This window comes from Parafrankia elaeagni, assembly GCF_000374165.1.
Classification (GTDB): Bacteria; Actinomycetota; Actinomycetes; order Frankiales; family Frankiaceae; genus Parafrankia; species Parafrankia elaeagni.
Window position 1 is genome coordinate 1 of record NZ_KB893778.1, and the last position, 16,719, is coordinate 16,719.

Below are 16,719 nucleotides of genomic sequence, written 5' to 3' on the forward strand. Positions count from 1 at the left end.
CTTCACGGAGGTCGACGGAGGCGGGTTGGCCGGTGGGCCGGCGGTCGAGCCGGGCCTTCCGCCAGGCGTGCAGAGCCGGGGCGATCAGCTCCCAGCGGGCGTCGGACAGGTCGCTGGGGTAGGGCTTGCGGGGGCTTCTCATGTTAGATGCTCCTACCTGCCCGGTGGGCCCTCAACCGCGGGAGCGAACACCGTCTCCCGGCCGGGAGGGAGTTTCCGGCCCATCGCCGAACCAGACGGGCATCGAGCCGCATATCCACACTCGACGGATGCTGTGATCGCAGTTCCGGGACGCACGGACATGCTCCTACAGGGCGAAAGACACAAAAGCCGTCGGCATCAAAGGTGATTTATCGTCACCAGGACTACGTAAACATCCAGTAAGAGCGTGTCTCACGTCGAGTGCGGGAGTTTCTTCCAGCAGGTGATCGCGGCAGCGAGGCAGACGAACCCGAGGAAGTTCCGGCCGTTGCGTTCGTAGCGGACGGCCGGCAGTACCCACCCAGCCAGGCCAGCGTTCTTTCGACTTTCCACCGGTACCGACCAAGGCGTTCGACGCTGTCCACACCTCGGCGGGCGATACGCACCGCGATACCACGCCGGCGCAGGAAACGCCGCAGTTCCGGCTGGTCGTAGGCCTTGTCCGCCCGCAGCTTGTCCGGCCGGCGTCGCCGCGGCCCGCGGCGGGAACGGATCGCCGGGATACTGGCCACCAGCGGGACGAAGGCCCCGCTGTCGTGCAGGTTCGCCGGGGAGACCGCCACGACCAGCGGCAGCCCGTCCGCGTCGGTCAGGACATGGATTTTCGAGCCCGGTTTGCCGCGATCAACCGGGTTCGGACCGGTCAGGCTTCCCCTTTTTCGCGCGGAGGCTGGCCACGTCCACGATCACCGACGACCAGTCGACCTGCCCGGCCACACCGTGCAGATCAAGGATCTTCCGATGCAGCCGGGGCCAGACACCCGCCCGGGTCCAGGCCTGGAACCGACGGTGCGCCGTGGGCACCGACACCCCGAACTCGGCCGGCAGATGCCGCCAGGCACACCCCGAGGTCAGCACGTAGACCACCGCGGTGAACACCGCCCGATCCTCGATCGGGGCAGTTCCACCACCCTGCCAGCGATTTTCGAACCGGGGTAGCAGCGGTTCCACCAGCTCCCACAACTCGTCCGGGACCAGCCGCCCGGCGAGGCTGCTCTCCAACACATCCATGATCAGATATGTGCCCGGAGCGGCCACGCAAGACACGCTCTAAGGGCCAGCGCAACGCTGCCCGGTGGCCGGTCGCCCTGGCACTCGGCCTCCGGCGGGGTGAGGCCCCGGGGCTGCCCTGGGACGCGGTGGACCTGAAGACGGTCCCGGCCACGCTGACTGTGCGGCAGGCACTGCAACGGCGGCCCTGGGCGCACGGCTGCACCGACCCGAAAAGCTGCGCCACCGCACGTCGGTGCCCTCGTCGCACCGGCGGCGGCCTGGTGGTCGTCCGTCCGAAGAGCCGCGCGGGTCGGCGGACGATCGTGATCCCGCCGAACCTGGCAACCAGCCTGCGGGCCCACTGATCCGCGCAGCGCGCCGAGCACCAGGCGGCCGGCGGTGAGTGGGCCAACGAACATGACCTTGTCTTCGTCCAGCCGAACGGGCGGCCGCTCGACCCACGGGCGGACCACCGGGCCTGGCAGGACCTGCTCTCACAGGCCGGGGTACTTGCGGTCGGCGGTGAGGAGCACGCCTGGCTCGCAGGCGTCGAACAGCGTGGCCGCGAGCGACCGCTCGTCGCTGGTGGCGGCGGTCTTCGGTCTGTTACTGAAACGGCCGAACTCCTCGACGTTCTCGGCGGTGTCCGTGGCGTCGAGGTGGACACCGTCCACGGAGACGAGTCTGCGGGAGCCGAGCCAGGCGCCGGTCGGGCGGACCACGTGGAGGGGTTCACCGCCGAGATCAGCACTTCGGACGTCTCCTGAGCTGAACCCGGCGATATCCGGCCACTGATTCCCTCTCGTTCCTCCCGTTTCGCCTGTCGGCGGTGCGACATATTTCCGGCATTGCGTGCCCCACCCCTGCCGGCCATCGTCCTCACCATGTATGCGGCGTTCTCCTCGTGGAGCGTCTTCGGGGTGGTCAGCCATGCTGTGCTGGCCGGCCCCGCGCTGGCGCTGTTAGCGTTGGGGCTGAAACTGATGGCCCTGCGATTACGGGTCGCTTTCCGGTACCGCCTCCGCTGGGGTCCACCCCCCTCGTGGATAGCACCGCCGGAACCTTCCATGAACACCGATGGCGGTGAGGGCTCGGACGCCCGTGAACGGGAGAAGCTGCTGGAGGCGGAACTGGCCCGGCGCCGGGCTGAATGGAGGGCCAGGTACTGGGAGCCGGCCGTCGGGGCGACCATCCTGGACCTGGCCCACCGGGGCTACGTCCACCTCTGGCGGGACGGCCCGCACGGCCCGCACGGCCTGCTTGCCCAGCGGTCAGCCAAGCCTGTCGACGAACCGCTGGCCAGGCACGAGACCGCCGTGCTCGACCTCATCGCCGCGGAGACGGCCACCGGCCCGCTTCCCGCCGACGCGCTTCTCGCCGAGGCCCAGCCCGGCGCCGAGGAATGGCATGATCTGGTCACGGCCGACGCGCTGCGCCGGCCGCGGCAGTACCAGCGACAGATCATGATGCTGTGCATCGCCTCCGCCCTGTTCGGTCTGACCTACGCGGTCATCAACGGTCTTATTGAGGCGGACCTCTGGATCCCGCCCGAGGTCCGCGCCGAGGAGACGGTCAACTCCAGCTTTCAGGCATGGTTCCTCGGATTCTTCTCCGGGGCCCTGCTGACCGTGGTGGTGACCGGTCTGTTCTTCGCCTGGACGAACGGGTGGCGCCGCTCGCTCCACAACGCACAACTGAGGAAGACGGCCAGAGCGATCGATGCCGAGCCGGCGCTGGCGACAGCCACCGCGGACGAGATCGACCGTTTCGGGATCGTGCTCGGGTATGCCGCCGCGCTCGGCCGCGCCCCCGCCGCGGTCGCTCCCTTCACCCGCGCCGCCGCCCCCGCCGCGGGCTCCTGGACCTCCCGCGGCGGCACACCCCGGTTCGTCGCCATCGACCAGCCCTCGCCAGCCCCCGAGGCCGGCGCTCAGGCTGATCCGGTCCCGCGGGTCCCGCGGGTCCCGCGGGTCCCGTCCGGCACCGACGGTGCCCATCACGACGGCGCCGACCACGGTTCCGAGACCGTGGTCGGCCACGTGCTGCGTTCGTGGACCGACTCGTCCGGGAGGTGGGTCGCCCTGGATGACGGCCACAGCGATCGGACGGCCGCCCGTCCGATCGGCGACCTGGTCGGGCCGCTGCCGAGGCGCCACGCCCAGGTGCGCCTGACCCGCCGCGGCGGTGCGGCCACCTGGGCGGTGACCGTGATCGAACACGCTCCCGGACCACCGGTCGCCTGGGTGCTGCCGTCCGAGCTGGTGTCCATCACCGAGCTGGAGCAGCTGGTGCCTGGGGGCAAGGCCAGGTACAGCGTGCCGGGGCGGTGGGTGGTCGGCCGCCCGGGCGCGCCGACCGTGAGGATCAGGATCGCCCTCTGGGGAGACCGCCGCTCGCCAGGCACCCTCCTGCTCAGGCTGTCCCGCCACCGCCACCAGCAGCCCCCACCCGGCACGGCGGACGTCGCGGGCCGCCATCACGCCGTCGTCCACGTCGGGGGCATCATCGCGCTTGCGCTGGTCGCCGATCGGCGCAGGACGGATCACCGGGCCACGATCGCCGCCCTGACCTGGCTCATCGCTGCCCGTCTCGGCGCGCCCGTCGGCGCACCTCCGCCGGTGCTTGCCGACCCCTCGGCCGATCCACCGCCGCCGCGGCCGTCGAGCCCTCCGCGACCGGGTAATTCCACGTTCTGACGGCCCCTGCTCGGCGCGGGCTTGCTGACCGGAACGCGCCCGTTGACGACAACCGGTGACGAGGCTACTCTGGCGGCGCGGGAATGCGCTTTCCCAACGTAGGTCGCGAGTAGGTCGGGTCTCCTGCCCCGTTGACCGCCGGCGACAGTGGTCGCGTCGCCCAGGTACCTCATGTCATCCATTCACGGTGGGGCTTCCTTCCCGTGGGTCGCCTCTCTCGCCATCCGGAAATCCATCGTCACCAATTCGTATCGGATATCTCGCTCGATGAGCGTGATCGCCCCCAGGGAGTGAAGGATGAATCTCGCCGGCGCCACCCCTCCGGCTCCCCCACAGAGACGCCGTTGGCGCTTACGGATTATCGCGACGGTGCTGAGTATGATCGCGACCGGATTCCTGTCAGTGGTGGTGAACATGGCGCCCGCATCGGCGGTGACGCTGGACACCAATGCCTGGTACGTGCTGGTCAACCGCCACAGCGGCCAGGCGCTGGACGTCTACGACCTGGCCACCAACGACGGCGCGCGGATCGCCCAGTGGCCCCGCAACGACGGATACTGGCAGCAGTGGCAGTTCGTCAACTCCGGCAGCGGCTACTACCGGCTGAAGTCCCGGCATTCCGGCAAGGTCCTCGAGGTCTACGAGTGGTCCACCGCCAATCTCGCCCCCGTGGTCCAGTGGACCGACCTCAACGGCGCCAACCAGCAGTGGAGGCTGACTGACACCTCCGGCGGCTACGTCACCCTCACCAACCGCAACAGCGGCAAGGCACTCGAGGTGTGGAACTCGTCCACCGCCAACGGCGCCGACGTCCTCCAGTACGACAACTGGGGCGGCAACAACCAGCAATGGCAGCTGGTGAGGGTGGGCGGAACCTCCACAACCCCGCCGAGCTGGCCGAGCGCCAGCGGCACCCAGTCCGTCTCCAGCACCATCTCGGTCAGCGGCACCTATGACGGCGGCATGAGGCGCTTCTACGGGAGTGGCTCCCTCGGCAGCGGCAGCCAGGACGAGGACCAGGGCCCCCTGTTCAGCCTCGCCAACGGTGCGACCCTCCAGAACGTCATCCTGGGTAGTCCCGCCGCCGACGGCATTCACTGCGCCGGCACCTGCACTCTGCGCAACGTCTGGTGGGAGGACGTCGGCGAGGACGCCGCCACCTTCCGCGGCAGCGGCTCGCCGACCTTCCTCGTCGACGGCGGCGGCGCTCGTGCCGCCTCCGACAAGGTCTTCCAGCACAACGGCGCCGGTACCCTGACCGTCCGCAACTTCCAGTTCCAGAACTTCGGTACCGCCTACCGCTCCTGCGGGAACTGCTCCACCCAGTACACCCGCCATGTCGTCTTCGAGAACATCTGGGTGACCACTCCCGGCAACCGTATCGCTGGAATCAACACCAACTACGGTGACAGCGCCACCTTCTCCGGGGTCACCGTCATCAATGACGATGACCGCGACATCACCGTCTGCCAGAAGTACATCGGCAACGACGACGGTGACGAGCCCAGCACCAACGGCAGCAGCGCCGACGGCACCTACTGCCGCTACAGCAGCTCGAACATCACCTACGTCGACTGAGTTCTCCGCGGCTATCAGGCACGACCGAGCCCGCTGGTCGGAGGATTCCCTCCTCCGACCAGCGGGCCCCCGACGCGGCCGGCAGCCGCCGGAACCCTTGCCCTGTCGATCGCAGGAGGATCCCGTCCATGTCACCTACAGCGCCATGCACGCGGATGAGGGCCGGGAGCCGTCCGCCGTCGAGCGCCCGGGCCGGCCTGCTGGCCGTCGTCGTCACACTCGCCTGTCTGCTTCTGCCCTTACCGGGCCCCGAGGCGCGGGCGGTCGGGGAGACGACGTTCACCAATCCCCTGCTCGCTGACGGGGCGGACCCATGGCTTACGTACCACAACGGCAACTACTACCTGGCGACGACGACCTGGACCTCCCAGCTCGTCATGCGCAAGTCCCCGACTCTTGCCGGGCTGGCCACCGCGGCGCCGGTGCACGTCTGGTCGGAGACGAACCCGAGCCGTTGCTGCAACTTCTGGGCGTTCGAGTTCCATCGCCTCAACGGCCCCAACGGCTGGCGCTGGTACATGATGTTCACGGCCGGGACGGCGGGCACCCTGGACAACCAGCATCTCGTCGTGTTGGAAAGCGCCGCCGACGATCCGATGGGCCCGTATTCCTTCCGGAGTGAGCCGCTGGGCACCGCCTGGGGAATCGACGGCAGCTACCTGCGGGTCGGCGGTTCCCTCCACCTGCTGTACTCCGCCTGGAACGGTGCCTACCAGAATCTCTACATCGCTCCCATGAGCAACCCGTGGACGGTCAGCGGATCGTCCACCATGATCTCGCAGCCCACCTACAGCTGGGAACAGCAGGGCGGCAACACCAACGAGGCCCCGGTGGCCCTGCAACGCAACGGCCAGACGCACATCATCTACTCGGCCAGTTCCTGTAACACGCAGTACTACCGGCTGGGGCGACTCACCCTGACCGGCTCCAACCCACTGAACGCCAGTTCGTGGACGAAGGCGTCCAGCCCGGTCTTCCAGGCCGCGAACGGGGTCTACGGCCCGGGGCACAACGGCTTCTTCACCTCCCCGGACGGCACCCAGGAATGGATCGTCTACCACGGGAACGCGACGAGCGGCCAGGGATGCGGAAGCACCCGCTCCACCCGGGCGCAGTCGTTCACCTGGAACAGCGACGGCACCCCCAACTTCGGCTCACCCGCCTCCACATCCACCTCCCTCGCCGTTCCCTCCGGCGAGCACGGCCCGATCACGACGGCGGTGCGCGGCGCCGCCTACCAGGTGGCCAACCGCAACAGCGGGCTGTGCCTCGGTGTGGCGAGCTCGTCGACGGCGGACGGCGCCAATGTCGCCCAGGCCCCGTGCGGCGGCACGGCGAACCAGTGGGTGCTCGACCCCACGGCGGACGGCTACTACCGCCTCGTCAACAGCCACAGCGGCAAGGCACTGGACGCCGCCGACTGCGGCACCGCCGACGGCACCGACGTCCGCCAGTGGGCCTGGCTGGACAACGCCTGTCAGCAGTGGCAGCTCACCCCGACCACCGACGGATGGTTCCGGCTGACCAACCGCAGCAGCGGCAAGGTCCTCGACGTCAGTAACTGTGGGACGGCTTCGGGAACCAACGTGCGGCTGTGGAGCTCGCTGGGTAACACCTGCCAGGAGTGGCGCCTGGGGCCGGTGGGAACCAGCGCCGTGGCAAGCACCCAGAGCGGCAAGGTTCTGGATGTCACCAACTGCTCCACGGCCGCCGGGGCAGACGTGCGGCAGTGGGAGTGGCTCGGCAGCGGTTGCCAGCGGTGGAGCTTCACGCACACCGACAACGGCTACTACCGCATCTCGCCCAGTTCCAGCACCACCAGCTGCCTGATCGTCAGCGGTGCGTCGACGGCGGACGGCGCGGGGGTCGTCCAGGGCGCCTGCTCCGGCGCCAACAGCCAGTGGCGGCTGGCGCCGCTGGCCGACGGATCGGTCCGTCTCCTCGCGCGGCACAGCGGCAAGGCGCTCGACCTGTCCAACTGCGGCCTGGCCAACGGCAGCGACATCGCGCAGTGGGCGTGGCTCGACAACATCTGCCAACGGTTCCACCTGCTGCCGGTCTGAACCGGCCAGGTCGCGGAGGGTGCCGAACGCGCGGTCCTCCGCCCCCTCCCCCCGCGATACCACCACCCGCGATACCACCACCCGAGGCCACCCCCATCGCGCTTCTTCCAGATTCCAGGGAGCAGACATGAGACACGGTCAACGCGGGCGATTAGCCTCTTGGCGGAAGAGCGCGACAGCACGTTCCTGGTGGCAGGTCACGGTCTCGGTGGCGGTCACCGTCATGGTGGTGGTGTGCGCCGCGGTCGTCCCCGCGTCCCCGGCCCGGGCCGCCTATCCGGGGCCGGGCTACGTCACGGGAAACGTGACTGTGCACGACCCGTCCATGGTCAGGACCTCGTCCGGTTACCTGCTTTACTCCACCCACAACGGCATTGAGATCCGTTCTTCGGCGGACCGGGTGAACTTCAGCTACCTGGGACGAGCCTTCCCGACGATTCCGTCCTGGGTGTACTCCTACAACAGTTCCGGCGATCTGTGGGCACCCGACGTCTCCTATCAGAACGGGCAGTACTGGCTTTACTATTCGGCGTCCAGCTTCGGTAGCAACAGGTCCGCGATCGGGCTCGCGACATCCACCACCGGCCTCCCCGGAAGCTGGACGGACCGGGGGATCGTCATCAGCTCCACGACGTCGAGCACCTTCAACGCCATCGACCCGGCGCTGCTCGTCGACAACGACGGCCGCTGGTGGCTCTCCTTCGGTTCCTTCTGGAGCGGGATCTACATGATCCGCATAGATCCCTCCAGCGGAAGGCAGCTGGCCACCGACACCACCCGTTACCATCTTGCGCATCGCCCGCCCGCCCCCCACGCGGTGGAAGCGCCGTACATCGTCTACCGGAGCGGCTACTACTACCTCTTCGTCTCCCACGACCTGTGCTGCCGGGGTACGTCCAGTACCTACCGAATCATGGTGGGACGTTCGGCGAGCCCGAACGGCCCGTACCTCGACAGGTCGGGGGTTCCCCTGACCAGCGGCGGTGGCACCGAGATCGTGGCCACCCACGATGCCGTGGTCGGGCCAGGTGGGCAGAGCGTTCTGCGCGACGTCGACGGATCCCTTCTCGTCTACCACTACTACGACGCAGGCGCCGGTGGCCGGGAGACCCTGGGCGTCAACCGGATCGGATGGTCAGGAGGCTGGCCCAACGTCTGGTGAGGTCGGAGGACCTGGCCGAGTGCTGATCCGTCGGCTGGCCGCGCACCGAATCGTGCCGCGCCGCGAACCGCGTCACGCCTTCCCCCACGTTCCACGGCCCAGTAATTGCCCGCGGCTGTCAGGGGGAAGGCGTGGTGCCCGTCCTCCAGCCACGGAACGCCGCGAGCAGTTTGTCGCGCAGGTCCGGCCGAAGGTCGTCCTCGCCCAGCGTGCCGGCCAGCCGGACCGTCTCCCGCATCTGCTCGACGTACTCGGCGCAGCCGGCGCACAGCGCGAGATGCTCGGTGAAACGGCGGTGGGTGGCGGGATCCAGCGCGCCGTCGAGGTATTCCGTCACGAGCTCTACCAGCTCATCGCAGTCCATCTCCAGGCCGAGGTTCACCGTCGCGCCTCATCCAGGTAGTCCTCCAGCGCCTGCCGGAGTCCGGCCCGTCCCCGGTGCAGCAACACTCGCTGGTTGCCCGGCTCGATGCCGAGCAAGGCGCAGACCTCGGCCGCCTCCAGCCCCTGCACGTCCCGCAGGTGCACCACCGCGCGCTGTCGGGGCGGCAGCGCGTCCAGCGCCGCCCGCAGCCGGGTGCGGACCTCGTGCGACAACAGAGCCGACTCGGGCAGGTCCCAGGGCCGAGGCGGGGTCGCCCAGTGCCCCGGCCACTCCTGCCCTGGCGGGCGGAACCGATCCGGATCGACTGTCGGACCGGCATCATCCGCTGGAAAGGCGCGGCTGAACGGGACACTGCGGCGTTCCCGCACGCCCCGGCTCCTGGCGACATTGAGCAGAATGCCGAACACCCAGGTCCGCAGGCTGGACCGGCCCTCGAACCGGTCCAGCCCGGTCAGCACCGCCAGCCACGTCTCCTGTACGACCTCCTCGGCCACCGTCCGGCTGGGCACGTAGCCCTCCGCCACGGCCAGCATGGCCGGCGTCATCCTTTCCACCAGCGTCGCGAACGCCCGCTCGTCCCCGCCCCGCAGCGCCCGCACGAGCCCGGCGTCCTCGCCACACGGAGCCACGCTCGGAGCCACCCCCGGAGCCAACCTGACCGGCGCGCTCCGTCGAACATCCACGAACCGGAAACTAGGCGAGACCGGCACCGGCCACAACCCTTTCCCTGGTGCCCTTCACCGGATGAGTGCGGGGCCGCGTCGCCGTACCCGTCCGCCGGGCCGGGCCGGGCCGAGCCGAGCCGGCCCGCCCGGCGGCCGGGCGGCCGGGGAGTATCGGGAGCAGCGTCCTCGGCCCGTCGGGTGTCAGGCGGACGACTGTAACGGTCGGCGGGGCCCGGAGGACTGCACCGGCATGACCACGGTTCGACGTAACTTCCGCCCGCCCTCCTCGTCGCTGGTCGTACCCGCGGTAGCGGCGCTCGGGACGGCAGTGTTCTTCGCCTGGAAGCCAGGTGTCGCCCGCTCGATGCTGGGCAGCCCTCGGGCCCTCGGCTTCGGCCTGGTCGTCGGCCTGCTCACGGTAGGATTCGGGCTGCTGCTCCCGCGGCTGCGGCAGGGGCCCTGGATCACCGGTCTCGTCCAGGCCATACCCGTAGCCGTCGCGCTGGTGCTGGCTGTCGTTCCTTCCTTCCGCAACGTCACGGTGACGGACCCGTTTCCCACAGCAGTGCCAGCGGCGGCCTCGGGGCCGGCCGGCAGCACCGCTGTCCCGGCTCCGCCGCGGGAGCCGGCCGGGGCTGTGACGTCGTCCCTGCGCGGTATCGACCACCAGGCCACCGGTACCGTGCTGCTCCTCACCACCGGTTCGGCGCCCGCCGGCGACGAGTCGTTCCTGGTGCGGTTCGAGGCGCTCGACGTCGAGGCCGGCCCCGACTACCACGTCTATCTGGTCGGCCGAGCCGACGCGACCAGCCCTGACGGCGGGACCAGGCTCGGCGCGCTCCGCGGCAATCGCGGCGCGCAGAACTACCCGGTGCCAGCGGGCGATGCCGCCTCCATCGCCGCGGACCGCCCGTTCACCGTGCTGATCTGGTGCAGAGCCTTCGGGGTGCCGATCGCCGCCGCCACCATCGCCTGACCCACCTCTACCCTGACGGACACGGCCGCCACCGAGCGGCGGCGGCCGTGGTAAACCTTCCTCCAAGCGGACTGTTCTCCACCTTGGCGACGACTCGGGCTTCCGGGCGACGCCGTTCCCCACCACCGGCCGGCGAGGTGCACGTTGAGCGAGTACCAGTACTACGAGTTCCTCGCCGTTGACGAACCGCTCGACGCCGACGCGCAGGACGAGGTGCGCGAGCTGTCGAGCCGGGCCACGATCACCGCGACCAGCTTCGTCAACGAATACCACTGGGGCGACTTCCGCGGCCGCCCAGACGAACTGATCGAGCTTCACTACGACGCCCATCTGTACTACGCGAACTGGGGCTCGCGGCGGTTGATGCTCAGGCTGCCAACCAAGCTGCTGCCCCTGGAGGCGGTGGAGCCGTACTGCGTCGACGAGCACGCCACCGCCTGGACGACGGACGAGCACCTGATCCTCGACCTGTCGAGCGAAGACGAGTCCGGTAGCGAGGAGCTCACGACGGAACGGTCGTTGGCGCCCTTCGTCGGCCTCCGTGACGAGCTCGCCGCCGGCGACCACCGGGCGCTGTACCTGGCCTGGCTGGCGGCGTACGGAACCTGGGAACGCGACGAGGACGCCTTCGACGACGACGCGGACGGCGACCTCGAACCGCCCGTCCCCGCCGGGCTGGGCAGCCTCACCGCGCCGCAGCGCGAGCTGGCCGCCTTCCTGCGCGTCGACGACGACCTGCTCGCGGTCGCGGCCGAGGCGAGCCCGTCGCTCGACCGGGCGCCGGGTGACTCCGAGCGCCTGGAGGCCTGGGTCACGGGCCTGCCCGCGGCGGAGAAGGACCGGCTGCTGCGGCGCGTCGTCACCGGCAGCCCGGCGGCCGTCCGCGGCGAGCTGCTGCGCCGGTTCGGAGCGGAGACCGCGCCCGTCGCCTCCGGCGCGCCGCGGCGGACGGTGGCCGATCTCCTCGACGCCGCGGCGAACAGGCGCGCCGGACCTTGAGCTCGACGGCCTCGGACGCGCGGGCCGTCCTCGACGCGGCGAAGGGCCAGCGCAACGCGGCCCGATGGTCCGTCGCCCCGGCACTCGGCCTTCGGCAGGGTGAGGCCCTGGGGCTGCCATGGGACGCGGTCGACCTGGAAGCGATCCCGGCCATGCTTACGGTTTCGTGATCTACCGTGGCATCCCGCCCTTCCACCAAGAGCACAAAGTGGTCACACCAGTGGATCTCCTGGGTCGACGGCCACCCACGGCCGTATCCTGTGCTCCGTGAGCACCTTGCGAGACGAGTTGCACCGGCTCATCGACCGGCTTCCCGAATCCCAGGTGGCACCGGCCCTGGCGCTTCCGCAAGAGCGCACACCAACCGAGGGCGGAAGCGACGAACGGCCGTTGCCGGACTCCGTTGCCACCCTGTCCAGTGGTAGGGGCGACCTCGCGGCCCGCGCCAGTGGGCTGTACTCCGCGTGGAGGAGGCCGTCATGACGCCAGACTCCGATCGTCGCCGGGTGGTGACGATGAGCGAACTGCGTCGTCGTCGCGCGGACGTCTACGCGATCGCGCGACGCTACGGCGTGAGCAACATCCGTGTCTTCGGCTCCGTCGCCCGCGCCGAAGCAGACAACGCGAGCGATGTCGACCTCCTTGTCGATCTCGCTCCAGGACGAGGCCTGTTTGACCTCGGCGGCTTCATCAGCGACACCGAAGCGACACTCAACGTCCACGTCGACGTCACGACGGTCGCCGGGCTACGCCCTCGGCTCCGTCCACGGGTCCTGGCCGAGGCTGTCGCCCTGTGAGATCGGACGATGAGCGCCTCCGCGACATCGTCGAGCATGCGGAGCTGATCAGCGCACATCTCCCCACCTCTCACGCGGAACTCGACCAAAACGTTGTTCTGTCCGCCGCCTTGATCAGATGGGTAGGAATCATCGGAGAAGCCGCAGCACGACTGTCGGACTCCTTCCACGCAGAGCACCCCGAGGTACCCTGGGGCGCGATCACCGGCATGCGCAACCACCTCGTACACGGCTACTTCTCCGTGGACACGAACCTGTTGTGGACCGCGGTCACCGTCGAGATCCCCGGGCTTTCCATCACCGTCAAATCCTGGCTGAACGGCTGACCCAGGCGAAGCTTCTCCGGCAGCCAAATCCTCGCCACATTTCTCGGATCTGACCCCAAACCCGACACAGTGAACGGCCGCCAAGGAGCACGCCAAATGCGCTCATGGTTGTTCGCGAAATGCGAGACGAATACGGATGATCTCGATTGAATCGAGATCGTCGATCTTGCGAAAGGGGCACGCACCATAAACTCACAGTTACGTTGAGGCGGTCGCGTCGGCGGCGGGCGCCCTGAGCCTGGATGCACCGATCGGGTTCCTGCGCCATTCCAGCCGATCCGTAACGATAGTTAACTGTGGGTAGTTGTTTGTGGGTGTGGCTGGCCGGCCGCTCACGGTTCGGCGGGATGCCGGGGTCCTGGGACGGGGTCGGGGGTGGGGTGGTGCTGACCTGGTGCGTGGGCGTGGCGGGTGTGGCTGTCAGCCGGCGCGGGCGGGTGGGGGCGCGTGGACGGCGGTGAACAGTCCGGTCAGGGCGTTCTCGGCGTGCCAGCCGGCGGGCAGGTGCAGGGTGATCTGTCCGCGGCCGTGGCGGGCGAGCCGGGCGGGAATGTTGATCAGGTGGGCGCGCAGGGTGGCTCCGCGGGCGCGGGCGTGGAACGGTGAGGCCAGGGTGCCGGCGGCGCGCAGCAGGTTGTGGGTGAGTGCTGCCAGGGNGAGCCAGGCGGCGTTGGCGGTGAACACCCCCGACGGNAGGTGGGCGAGCGGCCCGTTGATCAGGTCGGCGTTGACCTGCTCGATAATCGCGTGGTCGCGGTGCTGGGCCTCGGTCTGGGCCAGCGTGAACGGGCTGTCGGTGAACACGGCGTGGTAGCGCCAGGCCGGGAACAGCTGCCCCTGGGCGGGGTTCGTCTCCCGGTGGAGTGCTTTGACCCTGCGGACGATGAGGCGGGCGGTGACCGGCTGGCCGGTGTGACCGAACGCGGTGTAGCTGGTCTCGGCGATCTGGGCGTCTGANGGCGCCGTAGTCGGTGTCGGTGTCGGTGGGGGAAGCCTGCGTGGGGATTGCGGGGCCTCTGGTGGGGAGAGCGACCGGTGAGGTGGGCGCGCCGGGTGGGGTGGGCGCGCCGGGTGGGGTGGCGACGGGTGCGCCAGGCCTCGGTGGCCGGCGTACCACGGGGCCGCGTGATGCCGTCAACGTCGTGGTTTGGTGTTCAACCGTGCTGGTCGTGTCGTCAGGCCCGGCCTGGTCCAGCATGTTTTCTCCTCTCGGTCTGTTCGCGCATCCTCCCATCTGCTTGTTTCGCTCTTGTCCGTGAGGTCACCGGTAGCCCGTTGGTGGCGCACTACCCGTTCGTGCCAGTTCGGCGCAGTGGTTGATCCGTCTACGGTGCGGTGAACTGCCTGGCGTATCGCAACGTTCGTACCCTCGGGTGAAAATGGTGCCTGCGCAGTGGCAATTTTCATAAAAACATGCATTGATATCATTGGATGGTGGGGCTGGCCACCCGGATGCGGGGCTGGGATCGCGCGGCCCCCTTGGGGGCGAACGCCGGTGGGTTCGGCGACGAGAAGCACCCCGTCGGCGGCCCTGTCGGACGCGGGGCTGGTGGGCAGGCCCGGCTGGCGCGCCGGTGAGGCGCCCGCGGGCCTGCACCGACAGATCCTTCGGTGACTCAGGATGTTTGAATAATCACGTTACGTGAAAAAATTGTGTGCCGGGTGTACCGAGCTCCGCGCCGCCATCTGTTCGATGCGTGCGTTGGATGTGCGTCTTGCGAGGAATTTCGAGAATCAGGGCCCTGGGCCTGATGGTCGGGGTGGGCGCGACGCTGGCGGTTGTTCCCATCGCACCGGCGACTGCGGGCACAACAAAAAATCCGCTGAGGGTGGCGGATACCGTCCGGTGTAAGGGCGGCTCGCCCGAATTCATCCGAATCCATCCGAATCACCGCTGGTGGAGAGTCCAACGGCGCGTCCGTCGGCGTGGGCGGGCTTTTCTCGGTAACCTTCGGAAACTCGCGACTCCCCAGTGTCGAGGAGTCGCTGGCGAATCTTCGTGAGGCGCTGGAGCTGTACTTCGAGGACCAGCCGTTCCCTGTGACCGCTGCGGACGGTCCCATCGTTGCCCAGCTGGACATCCGCCTCTCGGCGTGACGCCCGCGCTGCCTCGGGTCTCCGGGGCGAAGGTGGTGAAGGCTTTGGGGCGTGTCGGCTTCGAGGAGGTCGCCACGCGTGGCTCGCACTGCAAGCTGAGGCATAAGGAGAACGCCCGGGTCGTGATCGTCCCACTTCGTCGGGAGCTGGCGACGGGCACCCTCGCCTCGGTCCTCCGTCAGGCGGGCATCGACGCGGAGGAGCTTGGGACGTTGCTACGCGGGATCACCAATGGTCGCTACCGGCTCAGCTGAGCTCTATCGGTCCGCCACACGGTCCACAGTTCTGACAATTCCTCGGTACTGGATCTGGGCCATGCTGTGCCGGTAGTGGCTAGTGCCTGCGAGGGCACCAGACTGCGGGTAACCCGCGGGAGGAGCGTCCCGCGGGAGAGGCACATATCGATGATCGACTAAGGCAGGAGGGTGAGCGTCCGATTGGCTTTGACGACGGTGAAGTGTCGGCGGTCGACGGTGGCGACCTCGTCGACACCGAGTCGTTCGGCGCAGGCGATCACCGATGCGTCCACGGTGCCCAGGGGCAGGCTGCGGTACTGGTTGACCAGGTCCGCGATCCGCAGCCAGTCGGTCGGTCGGGTGGACGGTCTCGACATCGAACGCCCCGGAGGCCAGGTCTGCGAGGAAACGTAGTTCAGCCTGGGTGCCGAGCCGGGCACCGAGTAGGTAGACCACCTCGGTGATCACAAGGGTGGGAACGATCAGTGGTCCGGGGGGGATCTCCAGCAGGTCCGCGCAGGCCTCGTGATGTTGGTCATCGGCGTCGACGTACGCGTAGAGCGGACCGGCGTCGATTACGAGGGCTATGACGCCACCTCGTTGGCGAGAATCTCCTCCATGCGTTCGGAGATGTCCTGCCGGCCGCTGCGGCCGGCGCCCCGAGCGCCGAGCACCCGCCGACCGTTGGTCGTCTCACCCCGTTCGAGGAGTTCGGCGAGACCTGCCGGTACGATCGCGGCCAGCCGCCGGCCCTTGTCCGTCAGGTAGACGACCTGACCAGACGCGGCAGCCTCTCGGACGACCTCGGCAAGTTGGTCGTCGGGGGGGAGCGGCATCTCCGTCATGGCGACATCGTAACTTTGGTTCACCCGCTTCACCCTCCATCGATCTTCTCGCTCTGGGTGGGGCCCCGATGGTTCCGTCGATGCAAGACCGCCTGAGCCTGGATGCACCGATCGGGTTCCTGCGCCATTCCAGCCGATCCGTAACGATAGTTAACTGTGGGTAGTTGTTTGTGGGTGTGGCTGGCCGGCCGCTCACGGTTCGGCGGGATGCCGGGGTCCTGGGACGGGGTCGGGGGTGGGGTGGTGCTGACCTGGTGCGTGGGCGTGGCGGGTGTGGCTGTCAGCCGGCGCGGGCGGGTGGGGGCGCGTGGACGGCGGTGAACAGTCCGGTCAGGGCGTTCTCGGCGTGCCAGCCGGCGGGCAGGTGCAGGGTGATCTGTCCGCGGCCGTGGCGGGCGAGCCGGGCGGGAATGTTGATCAGGTGGGCGCGCAGGGTGGCTCCGCGGGCGCGGGCGTGGAACGGTGAGGCCAGGGTGCCGGCGGCGCGCAGCAGGTTGTGGGTGAGTGCTGCCAGGGNGAGCCAGGCGGCGTTGGCGGTGAACACCCCCGACGGNAGGTGGGCGAGCGGCCCGTTGATCAGGTCGGCGTTGACCTGCTCGATAATCGCGTGGTCGCGGTGCTGGGCCTCGGTCTGGGCCAGCGTGAACGGGCTGTCGGTGAACACGGCGTGGTAGCGCCAGGCCGGGAACAGCTGCCCCTG

The 16,719-nt window shown here is 69.0% G+C and carries 14 protein-coding genes and 6 pseudogenes; 10 read left to right on the plus strand and 10 right to left on the minus strand.

The genetic code is table 11. The annotated features are described in order from the left end of the window. From B207_RS40320 to B207_RS39250, 3 pseudogenes are all read right to left on the minus strand, one after another. A pseudogene (locus B207_RS40320) lies at positions 1-142 on the minus strand (IS5/IS1182 family transposase); the annotation flags it as partial. A 251-nt stretch (positions 143-393) separates the two neighbouring features. Then, a pseudogene (locus B207_RS39245) lies at positions 394-1,212 on the minus strand (IS5 family transposase). Between the two features lie 482 nt (positions 1,213-1,694). Beyond that, positions 1,695-1,901, minus strand: a pseudogene (locus tag B207_RS39250) (IS4 family transposase); the annotation flags it as partial. Positions 1,902-2,042: 141 nt separating this feature from the next. Between B207_RS39250 and B207_RS0129015 the strand changes: the two are divergent. The 4 genes from B207_RS0129015 (at position 2,043) to B207_RS0129035 (ending at position 8,693) form a co-directional block, all read left to right on the plus strand. Continuing rightward, positions 2,043-3,890, plus strand: coding sequence for a DUF2207 domain-containing protein (locus tag B207_RS0129015; protein WP_230205302.1), 1,848 nt, complete (start codon positions 2,043-2,045; stop codon positions 3,888-3,890). A gap of 378 nt (positions 3,891-4,268) precedes the next feature. After that, complete coding sequence (locus B207_RS0129025; protein ID WP_018640205.1) at positions 4,269-5,468, plus strand: pectate lyase; 1,200 nt, start codon at positions 4,269-4,271, stop codon at positions 5,466-5,468. A 155-nt stretch (positions 5,469-5,623) separates the two neighbouring features. Further along, positions 5,624-7,531, plus strand: a complete 1,908-nt coding sequence (locus B207_RS0129030) for an RICIN domain-containing protein (protein WP_018640206.1) — start codon at positions 5,624-5,626, stop codon at positions 7,529-7,531. A gap of 208 nt (positions 7,532-7,739) precedes the next feature. Next, positions 7,740-8,693 carry an arabinan endo-1,5-alpha-L-arabinosidase gene (locus B207_RS0129035; protein ID WP_018640207.1) on the plus strand — a complete coding sequence of 318 codons (954 nt, stop codon included), beginning with the start codon at positions 7,740-7,742 and terminating at the stop codon, positions 8,691-8,693. 118 nt (positions 8,694-8,811) lie between these two features. Here B207_RS0129035 and B207_RS0129040 read toward each other — a convergent pair whose 3' ends face one another. Together B207_RS0129040 and B207_RS0129045 are read right to left on the minus strand one after the other, a co-directional pair. Continuing rightward, complete coding sequence (locus tag B207_RS0129040) at positions 8,812-9,057, minus strand: anti-sigma factor family protein (protein ID WP_026311560.1); 246 nt, start codon at positions 9,055-9,057, stop codon at positions 8,812-8,814. 14 nt (positions 9,058-9,071) lie between these two features. After that, positions 9,072-9,707: an RNA polymerase sigma factor gene (locus B207_RS0129045; RefSeq protein WP_018640209.1), complete on the minus strand. Its 636-nt coding sequence runs from the start codon at positions 9,705-9,707 to the stop codon at positions 9,072-9,074. A gap of 286 nt (positions 9,708-9,993) precedes the next feature. On the opposite strand from B207_RS0129045, the gene B207_RS39255 reads away from it, so the two are divergent. The 5 genes from B207_RS39255 (at position 9,994) to B207_RS0129070 (ending at position 12,841) form a co-directional block, all read left to right on the plus strand. Further along, positions 9,994-10,719, plus strand: coding sequence for a DM13 domain-containing protein (locus tag B207_RS39255; RefSeq protein WP_018640210.1), 726 nt, complete (start codon positions 9,994-9,996; stop codon positions 10,717-10,719). 144 nt (positions 10,720-10,863) lie between these two features. Further along, the gene (locus tag B207_RS0129055) at positions 10,864-11,718 is read left to right on the plus strand and encodes a hypothetical protein (protein ID WP_018640211.1); all 855 of its coding nucleotides are present in this window, start codon (positions 10,864-10,866) and stop codon (positions 11,716-11,718) included. After that, complete coding sequence (locus B207_RS40325) at positions 11,715-11,888, plus strand: site-specific integrase (protein WP_018640212.1); 174 nt, start codon at positions 11,715-11,717, stop codon at positions 11,886-11,888. Before B207_RS0129055 ends, B207_RS40325 begins: the two co-directional genes overlap by 4 nt. Positions 11,889-12,197: 309 nt before the next feature. Next, the gene (locus B207_RS0129065) at positions 12,198-12,515 is read left to right on the plus strand and encodes a nucleotidyltransferase family protein (protein WP_230205303.1); all 318 of its coding nucleotides are present in this window, start codon (positions 12,198-12,200) and stop codon (positions 12,513-12,515) included. Next, on the plus strand, positions 12,512-12,841 hold the full coding sequence (locus tag B207_RS0129070) for a HepT-like ribonuclease domain-containing protein (RefSeq protein WP_018640214.1): 330 nt from the start codon (positions 12,512-12,514) through the stop codon (positions 12,839-12,841). Before B207_RS0129065 ends, B207_RS0129070 begins: the two co-directional genes overlap by 4 nt. Positions 12,842-13,261: 420 nt before the next feature. Here B207_RS0129070 and B207_RS43230 read toward each other — a convergent pair. Beyond that, positions 13,262-13,798 (minus strand): annotated as a pseudogene (locus tag B207_RS43230) (IS1380 family transposase); the annotation flags it as partial. A 1,172-nt stretch (positions 13,799-14,970) separates the two neighbouring features. Between B207_RS43230 and B207_RS0129085 the strand changes: the two are divergent. Then, positions 14,971-15,192: a type II toxin-antitoxin system HicA family toxin gene (locus tag B207_RS0129085; RefSeq protein WP_268258231.1), complete on the plus strand. Its 222-nt coding sequence runs from the start codon at positions 14,971-14,973 to the stop codon at positions 15,190-15,192. Between the two features lie 158 nt (positions 15,193-15,350). On the opposite strand, the gene B207_RS36250 is transcribed toward B207_RS0129085, so the two are convergent. The 4 genes and pseudogenes from B207_RS36250 to B207_RS36255 all read right to left on the minus strand — a co-directional run. Continuing rightward, a complete protein-coding gene (locus B207_RS36250; protein WP_230205305.1) occupies positions 15,351-15,551 on the minus strand; it encodes a PIN domain-containing protein in 201 nt (66 codons plus the stop codon). A gap of 28 nt (positions 15,552-15,579) precedes the next feature. After that, positions 15,580-15,762, minus strand: a pseudogene (locus tag B207_RS42675) (PIN domain-containing protein); the annotation flags it as partial. Beyond that, the gene (locus tag B207_RS0129095) at positions 15,759-16,043 is read right to left on the minus strand and encodes a hypothetical protein (protein ID WP_230205306.1); all 285 of its coding nucleotides are present in this window, start codon (positions 16,041-16,043) and stop codon (positions 15,759-15,761) included. The gene B207_RS0129095 and the pseudogene B207_RS42675, both read right to left, overlap by 4 nt. A 256-nt stretch (positions 16,044-16,299) precedes the next feature. Next, a pseudogene (locus B207_RS36255) lies at positions 16,300-16,719 on the minus strand (IS1380 family transposase); the annotation flags it as partial.